Annotated in this window: 12 protein-coding genes; 4 read left to right on the top strand and 8 right to left on the bottom strand. The window is 61.8% G+C overall.

From position 1 onward, the window contains the following. Positions 1–9: 9 nt before the first annotated feature. The 3 genes from holA to leuS are packed head-to-tail and all read right to left on the bottom strand — an operon-like array spanning position 10 to position 4212. Positions 10–1053 carry a DNA polymerase III subunit delta gene (gene holA / locus RZS28_RS15460; protein WP_407338630.1) on the bottom strand — a complete coding sequence of 348 codons (1044 nt, stop codon included), beginning with the start codon at positions 1051–1053 and terminating at the stop codon, positions 10–12. 8 nt (positions 1054–1061) lie between these two features. After that, entirely contained in the window at positions 1062–1595 is a 534-nt protein-coding gene (lptE, locus tag RZS28_RS15455) for an LPS assembly lipoprotein LptE (protein WP_407338629.1), read from the bottom strand. Further along, entirely contained in the window at positions 1582–4212 is a 2631-nt protein-coding gene (leuS, locus tag RZS28_RS15450) for a leucine--tRNA ligase (protein ID WP_407338628.1), read from the bottom strand. The genes lptE and leuS overlap by 14 nt, the downstream gene beginning before the upstream one ends. 238 nt (positions 4213–4450) lie before the next feature. Between leuS and RZS28_RS15445 the strand changes: the two genes are divergently transcribed. Together RZS28_RS15445 and RZS28_RS15440 are read left to right on the top strand one after the other, a co-directional pair. Further along, entirely contained in the window at positions 4451–5113 is a 663-nt protein-coding gene (locus RZS28_RS15445; protein ID WP_407338627.1) for a YggS family pyridoxal phosphate-dependent enzyme, read from the top strand. Positions 5114–5147: 34 nt separating this feature from the next. Beyond that, positions 5148–5768, top strand: coding sequence for a class I SAM-dependent methyltransferase (locus tag RZS28_RS15440; protein ID WP_407338626.1), 621 nt, complete (start codon positions 5148–5150; stop codon positions 5766–5768). Positions 5769–5786: 18 nt separating this feature from the next. Here RZS28_RS15440 and RZS28_RS15435 read toward each other — a convergent pair whose 3' ends face one another. Both RZS28_RS15435 and RZS28_RS15430 read right to left on the bottom strand, forming a co-directional pair. Next, entirely contained in the window at positions 5787–7361 is a 1575-nt protein-coding gene (locus RZS28_RS15435) for a Rieske 2Fe-2S domain-containing protein (protein ID WP_407338625.1), read from the bottom strand. A gap of 90 nt (positions 7362–7451) precedes the next feature. After that, entirely contained in the window at positions 7452–7934 is a 483-nt protein-coding gene (locus tag RZS28_RS15430; RefSeq protein ID WP_407338624.1) for a L,D-transpeptidase, read from the bottom strand. Positions 7935–8371: 437 nt separating this feature from the next. On the opposite strand from RZS28_RS15430, the gene RZS28_RS15425 reads away from it, so the two are divergent. Both RZS28_RS15425 and RZS28_RS15420 read left to right on the top strand, forming a co-directional pair. Then, complete coding sequence (locus tag RZS28_RS15425) at positions 8372–9058, top strand: response regulator transcription factor (protein ID WP_407338623.1); 687 nt, start codon at positions 8372–8374, stop codon at positions 9056–9058. Positions 9059–9133: 75 nt separating this feature from the next. Next, positions 9134–9625: a cyclic nucleotide-binding domain-containing protein gene (locus RZS28_RS15420; protein ID WP_407338622.1), complete on the top strand. Its 492-nt coding sequence runs from the start codon at positions 9134–9136 to the stop codon at positions 9623–9625. On the opposite strand, the gene xth is transcribed toward RZS28_RS15420, so the two are convergent. From xth to gmd, 3 genes are all read right to left on the bottom strand, one after another. Then, positions 9610–10419, bottom strand: a complete 810-nt coding sequence (gene xth / locus RZS28_RS15415) for an exodeoxyribonuclease III (protein ID WP_407338621.1) — start codon at positions 10417–10419, stop codon at positions 9610–9612. The two genes, RZS28_RS15420 and xth, sit on opposite strands and share 16 nt — an antisense overlap. Positions 10420–10834: 415 nt before the next feature. Continuing rightward, positions 10835–11521, bottom strand: coding sequence for an outer-membrane lipoprotein carrier protein LolA (locus tag RZS28_RS15410; protein WP_407338620.1), 687 nt, complete (start codon positions 11519–11521; stop codon positions 10835–10837). Between the two features lie 300 nt (positions 11522–11821). Continuing rightward, complete coding sequence (gmd, locus tag RZS28_RS15405; RefSeq protein ID WP_407338619.1) at positions 11822–12871, bottom strand: GDP-mannose 4,6-dehydratase; 1050 nt, start codon at positions 12869–12871, stop codon at positions 11822–11824. Between the last annotated feature and the right edge of the window lie 15 nt (positions 12872–12886).

Raw genomic sequence — 12886 nt, 5'->3', positions numbered from 1 at the left:
GAACCGCGATCAGCGCGCCGCGCTCTTGTTGCGGGCGGCGCTCGCGACCATCCAGAGCGCCCGCATGGCTATGGCCTCGGCGAGTTTCGGCTCCCGCCGCGCCCGGCCGATCGCTTCGGCGAGAATCTCGATCGCGCGCCCGAGCCGCGCCGACGTCCAGCCGCGCAGATGTTGATCGAACGCGCCCGCGCGCCTCGGCCCGCCGCCAGCATAGCTCACAGCGGATGCGCCCGGATCTTCATGCGATCTGACGCCCTCGATGTCGAGGCGCGCTCGGTGCAGCATCAAGGCATGGCGCAGCGAGGCGCCGAGTAGCTGGTTGTAATCGCCGCCTTCGATGAAAACGCGGCGCGCGCCCACGTCGAGGGCGGCGAAATCGCCCTGAAAGGCCCCGTTTACGGCGTGATCGAGGACGAGGCTCGAGGCGTCGGAGACGATGGCCGCGACGTGATCGAGCCCGATTTCGCCGCCGCCATGGGCGTAAAGCACGAGCTTCGTCAGCTCGGAGCGCGTCGAAGACCTGTCCTGGCCGAGCAGGGAGACCAGCAGAGCTTTGGCGTCGGGGGCGATCGAAAGCCCAGCGGCCGCGACTTCGGCGTCGATCAGCTGGCCGATGTCCTTGGCGGAATCAGGGTAGCATTCGATCGCCGCGGCGTTTTTCTCCCGCTCGCAAAGCTTGCGAAGCGCCGCGTCCTTCTTCAGCGCGCCGGCTTCGATCACGATGGCGCAATCGCGCGGCGGCGCCGCGAGAACCGGCTCTAGCGCTGCGATGAAAGCTTTGCCCTGCGCCTCGATCGAGATCGCCCGCTTGCCCCCGAAAAGTGGAATCGTATTGGCTTCGTCGGCGAGCCGGAGCGGGTCGGCGGCAAGATCGTCGCCTACGAGGCGAATCAACTGGAACGGATCCTTCGGGTCCTCGACGAAGCGGCGAATGAGCGCTTGGCGCCGCTCAGAGACGAGCCCCACGTCGGGGCCAAAAACGAGGTACAGGAAGACATGCGCGGGCGGGCGGGCGAGAAAGCGGTCGGCCTCATAGGATTTGACCGCGACCATCGGCAGGTCTATCCGCGCCCGGCGAAGCCGGCGGCGATTTGGGTGCGAATCTGATCGGCGAGCGATTTCGCGTCGCGAATCTCGGCGTCGCGCGCGGCGCGAATATTGGCGAATCTCTGACTCGTGCGGTCATAGCTCGCAATCGTGGTCACCGTCCCTCTCATGATGGGCTCGCCGCCTTGCGCCGGAAGCAGCCGATAGTCGGCGCTGACGATGATGGTCGCCGCGCTCGGATAGCCGGTCACCGTATCGAACAACGGAGTCTGGGCGTTTTCCCGCAGGTTGATCGCGAGCCGGTATTTCGGCGTCACCTTCGAGCCAGTGCCATTGAGGGCGAAGATCAGTTCATTGCCGAGATAATGCCCGAGCCGCTCCGGCATCGGATCGATCGCAATTGCCTGCAATTCGCCGGCGATGTCGCCATCGGCGCTGAGCGGCCCGTAGAGCGGCTGGAAGCAGCCCGCCAGGACAAGGCCAGCGAGCAACGCCGCCAGTCGGCCGGCCAAGCTCCAACCGCGCGCAATACGATCAGACGACGACATTCACGATCCTTTGCGGAACGATGATGATCTTCTTCACCGGGCGGCCTTCGAGCGCGCGCTGGACGGCGTCGAGCGCAAGCGTCGCCGCTTCGATCGCTTCATTCGCCGCATCGCGCGCTATGATGAGGTCGCCGCGTTTCTTGCCATTGACCTGCACAGGCAGAGCGATCGTATCCTCGACCACGAGAGTCCTGTCGGCGACAGGCCAAGGCGCCTCCGAAACGAGGCCCGCATGGCCGAGCCGCGCCCAGCATTCCTCGGCGAGATGCGGCATCATCGGCGCAAAGCAGAGGACCAGGAATTCGGCCGCCTCGCGAAAAGCGCAACGCATGTCGAGGCCTATGTCTTCGCTCTCGATGGCGCCGACCGCCGCCGAGAGTTTGTTCGCGAGATCATGCACCTGCGCGATGGCGCGGTTGAAGCGCAGCCGCTCAATGTCCTCCTCGACCTTGATCAAAGCGGCGTGAGCCGCCTTGCGAATAGCGACCGCCGGCTCCGACAGGCTCGCGGGCCATGAGGCGTCGCGCGGCGCGGCGAGGATGACGAGCTCGCCGACGAGTCGCCACAGGCGCTGGACGAATTTCGCCGAACCCTGGACGCCCTCCTCGGTCCAGATCACATCGCGTTCGGGCGGCGAATCCGAGAGCACGAACCAGCGCGCCGTATCCGCGCCAAAACTGCCGATAATCTCGTCCGGGTCCACCGTATTGCGCTTCGATTTCGACATTTTCTCGATCGCGCCGATCGATGCTTCCTCGCTGCTGTCGATGAGATAGGCGCGCCGGCCTTCGGGATGCGACTCGATGCGGATTTCGGACGGGTTGAGCCAGTCCCCAAGCTTCGACCGATAGGTCTCGTGAACGACCATGCCTTGCGTGAAGAGCCCTTCGAACGGCTCCTTCAGCGCCCCGACATGACCGGTCGCCTGCATCGCGCGGGTGAAGAAACGGGCGTAGAGAAGATGCAGGATCGCATGTTCGATCCCGCCTATATATTGGTCGACGGGCAACCAGCGTTCGACCACGCCCGCGCTCGTTGGCGCGGCTTCGTTCCAAGGGTCGGTGAATCTGGCGAAATACCAGGACGAATCGACGAAGGTGTCCATCGTGTCCGTCTCGCGCCGCGCCGGCCCGCCGCAAGTCGGACAGGCAACATGTTTCCAGGTCGGGTGGCGGTCCAGCGGATTGCCGGGCTCGTCGAAAGAAACATCCTTGGGCAATTCGACCGGGAGATCGGTGGCGGGAACCGGGATCGCGCCACACGCCGTGCAATGAATGATCGGGATCGGACAGCCCCAATAGCGCTGGCGCGAGATCCCCCAGTCACGCAGCCGGTAATTGACCTGGCGCTTGGCTTGCGGCCGATTCCCGATGGTGCTCGCTTCGAGGCGCCGCGCGACCTCCTCCTTCGCACTCTCGATCGTCAGCCCATCGAGAAAGCGCGAATTGATCAAAACTCCATCGCCGTCATAGGCCGCGTCAGAAATCACGAAAGAGGCGGGATCGACGTCCGGCGGGCAGACGACGGGCGTATTCCCGAGGCCATATTTGTTGGAAAAATCGAGGTCGCGCTGATCATGCGCCGGGCAGCCGAAGATCGCGCCGGTCCCATAGTCCATCAGAACGAAATTGGCGACATAGACGGGCAGACGCCAATCCGAATCGAAAGGATGGAAGACCTTGAGCCCGGTGTCATAGCCTTTCTTTTCCGCGCTCTCGATCGCGGCCTCCGACGTGCCGACATGGCGGCAATCAGCGACGAAGGCGGCGAGCGCCGGGTCCGACTTGGCGCATTCCGCCGCCAGCAGATGGTCTGGCGCAAGCGCGATGAATTTCGCGCCGAACAAAGTATCGGGCCTTGTCGTGTAGACTTCGATTTCGCTCGAAGCCGCGCTTTGCCCCGGCGCAAGCTCGAAGCGGATGAGCAGGCCTTCGGAGCGGCCGATCCAGTTCGCCTGCATCAGGCGGACCTTTTCCGGCCAGCGCGGAAGATCGTCGAGGGATTTCAGGAGATCCTCGGCGTAGTCGCTGATCTTGAAAAACCATTGCGTCAGCTCGCGCTGCTCGACGAGAGCGCCCGAGCGCCAGCCGCGCCCGTCAATGACCTGCTCATTGGCGAGAACAGTGTGGTCGACCGGGTCCCAATTGACTTTGGACTGCTTGCGATCGACGAGGCCGGCGGCGAGAAAATCGAGAAACATCCCTTGCTGATGTTTGTAATAGCTCGGATCGCAGGTGGCGATCTCGCGCGACCAATCGAGCGACAGGCCCATGGACTTGAGCTGCGCCCGCATGCTCGCAATATTGGCGTAGGTCCAAGCGGCCGGATGGCTCTTGTTCTGCATGGCCGCGTTCTCGGCCGGCATCCCGAAAGCGTCCCATCCCATGGGGTGGAGCACGTTGAACCCCCGCGCGCGCTTGTATCGCGCGATCACATCGCCCATCGTGTAATTGCGGACATGCCCCATGTGAATCCGGCCCGAAGGATAGGGAAACATCTCGAGGACGTAATATTTTGGCCGCGGATCGTCGTTGAGGGTGCGAAACGTGCCGGATTCATCCCAAAGCTCGCGCCATTTGGGTTCCGTTTCACGGGCGTTGTAGCGCTCGAAGTCCATGATTTCCGATTGTCGAAGGGGTTTGGATTATTGACGTCAATAGAGGCGTACACAGCATTATTTGGACCGGCGGGTCAATCTTATTGCAACCCCCAGACGCATCCGCGGGTCTCGTTTCGAGCCGCCGCCGCATGATTGAAAGGCAAGAGTTTTGCGACCAGAACCGTCCGACCCAAATGCGTCATCCGACCAAAAGACGCCATCCGCGCAAACACCATCTGCGCAAAGCGTAAACCTTTTGCAAACCACGCTCGATCGTCTCGCCGAAGTTCGGGCGCGTATCGCCCGCACGGCGCGCGACGCCGGCCGCAGGCCCGAGGAGATCGCCCTCGTCTGCGTTTCAAAGACTTATGGCGCAAAAGACATCGAGCCGGTCATCGAGGCCGGAGAGCGGATCTTCGGCGAGAACCGGGTTCAGGAGGCAATGGAGAAATGGCCGCCGCTACGCCAGCGCCATCAAGACCTCGAGCTGCACCTCATCGGCCCCTTGCAGTCCAACAAGGCGCATGAGGCTGTCTCCTTTTTCGATGTGATCGAGACGGTGGACCGGGAGAAAATCGCCAAGGCGCTCGCCGAAGAAATCAGGAAGACCGGGCGCCATCCGCGCCTCTATGTTCAGGTCAATACCGGCGCTGAGCCGCAGAAGGCCGGGGTTTTGCCGGACGAGGCCGACGCCTTCATCGAAACTTGCCGCAAGACGCATGGCCTCGAAATTTCAGGCCTCATGTGCATTCCGCCGGTCAATGACCAGGCCTCGCCGCATTTCGCGCTTTTGAGCCAGATCGCCAAGCGCAACGGGATCGCGACGCTTTCAATGGGGATGAGCGCCGATTTCGAGCTGGCGATCCAGTTGGGCGCGACCCATATTCGCGTCGGCAGCGCCATTTTCGGGCCGAGATGACGCGAGCGTTCAGCGGACTTACGGGAGGCGGAGCTTGACGATCGCCCGGCAGGCTCATTGGGAGCATATTTACGAAACTAAGGCCGACCGGGAGGTAAGCTGGTTCGAGGAGCGCCCGGCCGTCTCGCTCGATCTTATTCATGCCGCGGGGATAGGACTCAGCGACCCAATCATCGACATAGGCGGCGGCGCGTCGCGACTGGTTGACGCCCTGTTGGACGAAGGCTTCGCATCGATAACGGTCCTCGACCTATCCGAAAAGGCGCTGGCGACCGCCAGGGCTCGGCTCAGATCGAAGTCTGGACAGGCAGCATGGATCGCCGCCGACGTGACCACATGGGAGCCATCGGAAACCTATGCGCTTTGGCACGACCGCGCGGCCTTTCATTTCCTTACCGAAGCCTCCGACCGCCGGGCTTACGCCGAAAGGGTTGCAAAGGCGGTCCGCCCGGCCGGACATGTGGTCATTGGAACTTTCGCGCTGGACGGGCCGGAGCGCTGCAGCGGCCTGCCGGTCCAGCGACATGACGCGGCGTCGATCGGAGCGGTCTTCGGCGCCGGCTTCGCGCTCTACGATTCGCGTCGCTATGACCATGTGACGCCTTCGGGCGTCACGCAGCATTTCCAATTCAGCTGCTTTCGTCGCAAACCATGACTCGGTCCTGCTCGCGCCCTACTCCTGCTCGACCAGGGCCAACATCTGACGCGCCGTGCGCAGCACGTGGCGGCCTTTCATGCGCGCATGCAGGAGACGGTTCAGGCCAGCAGCCAGCGATGGCGCACAGTCCGGCAAAGCTTCGATCAGCGCCTTGCCGGCAAGCAAAGTCTTGAGCAGATGCACCGAGACGATAAAGCGCTCCCGTCCATGATCGAAAAGCGCGCGCGTGCTCGCCGCGAGAAACCCGTCAATGTTGGCGATCGCATAAGGCGCCGCATCGAGCGAGAGATCAGTGTAAGCGTCATTGCGTCCGACGAAACAGGCGAGCTGAAGCAGGACTGCGGGCCAAAGATCAGGCGCGAGCCGCGCCGCGTAGAGCCCAGCGTCGGCGAAGGTCAGCGCATGGGTGAAATCGAGCCAGCCGACATTGTCGGCGATCTTGCCGTCGACCCGCGTCAAAAGCCTCTCGTCCGCGTGAAGAAGCTGCCAGGCCGCGCGCTCGACAAGCGCCGCGAAAATACTCTCGGGCGGATGCCGCGCGCCCCAAGAAGCGACGATTCCCATCGCCATCTTGGGCGAAATCTCCGATAGGCTCGCCGGAGCCAAAGGCGGACAAGGCTCAAGCGCCGCGCCCCACGCGGCGAGACGCGCGGCATAGGCGCAAAACTCCGGCAGCAGGTCCTCGCGCGTCGCATAGGCAAGGCTTCGCGTCAGCAAGAGCAGAAGCTCGGACTCGGCCTCACGCCCAAGCCTCCGCGCGAGATCGGCGGTCTTGACCGAATAGATCGCCGAGTGGCCGAAATCATTGTAATGCGCCAGCGCCGCAGCGAGCAGCGTGGACAGAAGCTCCGTCGCCGTCAGCCCGGCGCTCAAAGCGCCGCGCATGAGCGCGATAGCTCGGGCCTCATCTTCCGCCTCGATCGCTTCGAGGAAACCGGCCTCGCTCCAAGCCGCTTCGCCAGCCGGGAAAGGAAAGCGCTTTGCGCCATGGCCGTCGTCGGCGATATGGCCGAGGATCTCGCCGAGGGCGGCGAGCTTTTCGTCCGGCGCCGTCGCAGCGCCATCGTAGAGGCGCAGCCACTCCGCCGCGCCGGCGATCGCATGCGTAGTCCCGAACTCCAGACGGTGGGCGACCCAAGGGATGGCGCGGCGAACCGCGTCGACAGGGTCAGCGCCGAGCTGGCCCAATCTCGCGGTCTCGCGCACCAGGCGCTGCTGATCCATATCCTCCAAGGCTTGCTCGAGGTCGGCCAGGATCTCATCGCGGCGCCGAGCTGCATCCGGCGGCGACAGGTCGAGCCAGACGCGATCGGCCTCGATCCGCGCCGGATAAAGCGGCAATCGGTCGCCGCCGATGAGCGTGGCGCCCGAAGCGAGATCGAATTTCCAATTATGCCAATTGCAGGTCAGCACGCAGCCGTTCGACAAGGTCCCTTCGGACAAAGGGTAGCCTTCATGAGGGCAGCGATTGGCGCAAGCGAAGATGTCGGTCCCGTTCTGCACCAGAAGGATCTGGCGTCCGTCTAGCCGGACGACGGTCTTGCCCTTCGCCTTGAGATCCGCAGCGGACAAAACGTCAATCCAAGCCATGGCCCGCTCCTTCGTCGCAAAGCGCTCGTCGCTTGAGGTCAAAAATAGGTTCGAAGCCTGCGGGGCGCAATCGCGCCGCCGATAGCAGCCTCAGCGGACCGTAAGCGCCGTCTTGCGGGAAAGCCGCGGCAGCAGCCGGCGCAGATCGTCGGGATGAAGCGCGACGCATCCTTCGGTCGGCGCGAGATCCGGCCGCGCACAGTGAAGAAAAATCGCGCTGCCGCGAGACTTGCGGCGTGGGAAAATATTGTAGTCGAGCACGATCACCACATCGTAGAGATGGTCGTCGCGCCACAATTTTTCGTGAGAGGCCTTGCAAGGCAGGCGCACGGGGCGGTTATAGCCCGAGCTGTCAGGATCGTCGCACCAGCCGTCATGCGGGCGGACCGGCCGCATTGGCAAAAGCGTCGCGTTGCGCGGCATGCGGTCCGCCCTGTAAAGGCCGAAGAAAAGACGGAACTCTCCGGTCGGCGTGGCATGATCGCCTTCCCTTTTGTCGCGTCCGATCCGGCCGGCGCCTATGGCGCAGCGAATCACGACCGGACCGGCGCGCAGCCTCCCTGAGCGAAACATTTCCCCTCGAGCTTGCGCTGGCGAGAGCGTCACGGTGAGGCGGCGGAGACTGCGCTTGACTATCCTTGGGTCTGAGCTGGCCGTCTTACGGCCCGGCAGATTGGCGTTGGAAATCCCGCAAGACTTTAAATTCCTGCAAGCTTTGCTAGATGCGACCTGGGGTCGGGCGGAGGCGCACTTTCTCGGCGCACGGGAATTTCCCGGGGTTCTTACGGCGGGCCACATCGAAGCCTCTTGTTTCCCTGTGCATTTTCCGAGCAGCTTCGCGCCAAATGTGCTTTAACGCTTGCCAAGCAGTAGAAAGCAAAGGAGTCTCTTGCGGGTGAACGCGACGACATCTGAGGAGGTTTTGCTCGACTGGGCGGGGGACGAGCGTTCGAATACATGCCGATCATTGGGCGGGGCGCGATGATGCGGGATCCATCAAGGACAAGTCCATGACCCAGGTTCTCAAAATCCTGATTGCAGACGACGACGCGGATCTGCGCGCGGCCTTGGCCGAACAGCTCGCCTTGCATGAGGAATTTTCCGCCGTCCATGCGGATTCGGCGCAAGGCGCCCTCACCGCGTCGCGCAAGGAGCCTCCGGACCTCGTCATCATGGACGTCGGCCTGCCGGACATGGACGGCCGCGAAGCGGTCAAGCGCATGCGCGAGGAGGGCTTCAAGAATCCGATCATCATGCTCACCGGGCATGACACCGAGTGGGACACGGTGCAAGGCCTCGACGCGGGCGCGAATGATTACGTCACCAAGCCTTTCCGCTTCGCCGTCCTTCTCGCGCGCATGCGGGCGCATCTGCGCCAGCACGAGACCAATGAAGAGGCTCTGTTCCGGATCGGCCAATATACGTTCCAGCCGAGCGCGAAGCATCTTATCGGCGAAACCGGCGGCAAGCTTCGCCTGACTGAGAAAGAAACCGCCATTCTGCGCTTTCTCTATCGCGCCGGACAAGCAGTCGTCACCAGGGAAGTGCTTCTGCGCGAGGTTTGGGGCTATAACTCCAACGTGACCACGCACACCCTGGAGACGCATATCTATCGGTTGCGGCAAAAGATCGAGCGCGATCCGGCCAAGGCGCAGCTTCTTATCACCGAGGCCGGCGGCTATAAGCTTGTGCCATGAGCCTCATGGCCATGCGAGCTTGCGTCCGCTTCGCTCGAAAATGCGTTCATGTTTTCGAGCCCGGAAGGCGCGGCGATGGCGTTGGAAGATGATATAGGGAAACTCAGCCGCAACGCCACATTCGCGGCGCTCGAGCCCGACGCTTTGCGGCTGATCGCCTTTTCAGCCGAAACCCGGATACTTCGCGCCGGCGATGTTCTGTTTCGCCGCGACGAGCCTTCAAACGGCGGCTTCGTCGTGCTCTCGGGCTCGATCGCTCTCGACGCCTCCGATCTCGGCGCCTCAACGGCGCGTATCGTCAGGCCTCCCGCGCTCATTGGCGACATCGCCATGTTGACGCAGACGCTGCGGCCGGCGACGGCGATCGCGCGCGAGCCGTCGAGCGTCTTGCGCATTTCCAGGCAGCTCTTCCATCGCGTTCTGCACGAATATCCGCGTAGCGCGGAGCGGCTGAGACGATGCCTCGCGGCAAGGCTCTCGGATTTCACCCGCGAGCTCGACGCCCTGCGGCAAAGCGCTTTTGCGCCAGCCGAAGACGAAAAGGCCGCGCCTCACAAATCGAAGTGAACGATTACCGGCACGTGATCGGATGGGCGCTCCCATCCCCGGCTCTCGCGCAAAACCTGCATTCCGCCGAGGTTCGGCTTGAGGCTCTCGCTGACCCAGACATGATCGAGCCGCCGGCCTTTGTCGGACTTCGACCAGTCCTGCGCCCTGTAGCTCCACCACGTGTAAAGCTTTTCCTCTCGCGGAACATGATGGCGCAGCGCGTCGACCCAGGGCCCGGCTTCCAGCACGCGGCCAAGCTTCTCGACTTCGATGGGGGTATGGCTGACGACGCGCAGCAGCGCCTTATGGCTCCAAACATCCGTCTCGAGCGGCGCGATATTGAGATCGCCGACCATGATCGCGTCCTTGCCGGCGATCTTTTTGGAGGTCATCCATTGCTCCATTTCATCGAGAAATGCGAGCTTATGGGCGAATTTCGGATTGATGATCGGATCGGGCTCATCGCCGCCGGCGGGCACGTAGAAATTATGCAGCTCTATGGCGCGGCCATCGTGCGGGTTCAGCGTCACCGCGATGTGGCGGGCGTCGCCCTTCTCGCAGAATTCGCGGCGGTCGATTTCGCCAAAGGGAAGCTTAGAGGCGACCGCCACGCCGTGATAGCCCTTCTGTCCATTGATGGCGACATGCGCATAGCCGAGCTTATGAAAATCGGCGAGCGGAAACTCGCTATCGCGGCATTTCGTCTCCTGCAGGCAAAGCACATCGGGCGCATATTCGCGCAGGAGCCTGGAGACGAGATCGATGCGCAGACGGACCGAGTTGATGTTCCAGGTGGCGAAACTCAGGCGCATGTCGAACTCCGCGGCCAACGCACGAGAGCGCGTCCCGATCAAATGGAATCATTTGATCGATAAGGACACGCTCAAATTTAAAGAGATGCAGCATGTTCTGATTGAAAAAGTCGATCAGCTTTTTCGGAACATGCTCCGGCGATTGACCATGCTGGAGCCCGAGCCGCAAGCGCGAAGCGCAAGCAGCCCACAATATTGTTTGGAGCTAGCCAGGAATGACAAAAAGATGGGCGCCCGGCTTGCGGCCGGACGCCCTCTAGGAGCGACTTTTCACCGGGAGGGGTCCGATGAAAGCTGATCTAGACGAAACGGGGGGATACGCCTGACCAGTTACATCGCTCTCATGGTAGTTAGGTAGGCGCCTGCGCGATGCGATTCAAGCCGCCGCGCCATCCTTGCGCCGGGCATTTCGATGTCAATTATTCGTGTTCAGCATTCTTTCCTGAGTGATCTGGAACAGGGCCGGATCCGGCTTTTTCGACAGATCGACATTGAAGAGAGAGATCAGAGTCTCATAGCCTTGCGGATCGGTGATCTGCCATTGCTTCAACGTGAACTTTGCCGGATCGAACACGAGCTTGATGCGCGACGTTCCGCCAAAGGTGGCCTTGTCCTCGACCACGATGGTGACGGCGTTCGGGTCGCTCGTCACATCGACGATCTTGACGTCGCTATTGAGGTCGACGTGATCCTTTAGAAGGAACTTCAACGGCGTCTGGCTGATGAAATAAATGTCCTTGGTCGCTGTCTTGCGGTCATGCACCGCGACAGAAAGACCGTCAGCGACGATCTCCAAGGTCGCGGGCTGGGCGTATTCGAAGCGCAATTTCCCCGGCCGCTGGACGAAGATCTTCCCTTCGGAGCGCCGGCCGTCGGGGCCGATCTGAACGAAATCGCCGACCATTGTCGAGGCGGCGTTGAAATAGTCATTGGCCTTCTGGACGGCAATCAAGGGTTCGAGCGGGACAAAGGCCTTGGCCGGAGCGGGCGCGGCGGCTGGCTTGGGCGGCCGCGGATTCGTCACCGCGGCCTCGGCGCGAAGCTCGACCGCGCCGGCGAGGCCGAGGCATATGGCGAGAATTATCCGTACCGCTTGTTTCATGAAAATCGCCTCTAAGATCGTGAAGCTTCACGATTAGAAAGTTGATATGGCCTTAATGGGACGCGAGGTCTAGCGGAGCCTTGGCAAGACCCGCTCCTCCTTTCGATCCAAAAGCCAAGACCTCGCTCTGTCCATAGAACATCGCGGTTTGTCGGAGGACGTCGTCGCGAGATCGAGCGCCGCTCCAAAAGTCTGGCGGCATAATTGCCGCAAAGGGCGCCCAATGCGTTTTATGAGTCGCGAAGTCCTTTTACGAGTCGCGACAACACCTTGTAATGCTACATAGCATCAGCGCCCCGGTTAAGAACGGCCCAAGTAAATTGACTTGTTTTGGGCGACGCGTTCGATGTCCGCCTTCACCAACATCGAGCAAAGGCGGTCGAGAGAGGTTTTTGGCTCCCACCCTAATTTCGCCCGCGCTTTTTCAGGGTTGCCGATCAATATCTCGACTTCCGACGGACGGTAGAACCGCGGATTGATCTGAACCAGGGTCGCGCCATTCGACGCCGCGACGCCCCGCTCCTGGTCCCCGCTCCCGACCCATTCCAATTCTACGCCCGCCGCGCGAAAGGACATGGTCGCGTAATCGCGCACGGTTTCGGCGTGATTGGTGGCCAGGACAAATGTGTCAGGCTCCGCGGCCTGCAGCATCAGCCACATCCCTTCCACATATTCCTCCGCATAGCCCCAATCGCGGATGGAGCCGAGATTGCCCAGTTCGACCGTCTTCTGCAGCCCCGCGCAAATGCGGGAGACCGCGATGCTCATCTTGCGGGTCACAAACTCGGGACCGCGAAGCGGCGACTCGTGGTTGAAGAGGATCCCCGACGCGGCGAAAATGCCATAGGCCTCCCGATAATTCACGGTCATCCAATGCGCGTAAAGCTTGGCGGCTCCATAGGGGCTCCGCGGATAAAACGGCGTCGCTTCGTCTTGCGGAATACATTGCGCCGCCCCAAACATTTCGGCGGATGAGGCTTGATAGAAACGAATGCGAGGATTGACGGCGCGAATAGCCTCGAGGAGATAAACAGGTCCCAGTCCCGTCATCTGTCCCGTCGCAATAGGCTGATCAAAGGAGACATGGACGAAGGTCTGAGCCGCGAGGTTGTAAATTTCATCCGGCTCAGTCGCCTCGATGAGCCGCAACCCAGTGCTCAAGTCGGTGAGATCATATTCCCGCAAATGCAGGTTTGGATGCTCGAAGACGCCGAGTTCCTGGATTCGCCAAAAATTGGGCGTGCTGGAGCGCCTATATGTCGCGTATACTTTGTAGCCGCGGTTCAGGAGAAATCTAGACAAGTACGCGCCGTCTTGACCTGTCACCCCTGTGATGAGTGCGGTTTTCATGGATAATCCTATTTA

The sequence above is a fragment of the Methylocapsa polymorpha genome (genome assembly GCF_045689225.1).
Classification (GTDB): domain Bacteria; phylum Pseudomonadota; class Alphaproteobacteria; order Rhizobiales; family Beijerinckiaceae; genus Methylocapsa; species Methylocapsa polymorpha.
Note: the sequence above shows the minus strand (reverse complement) of the source record. Positions and strands in the feature narration are given on the sequence as shown.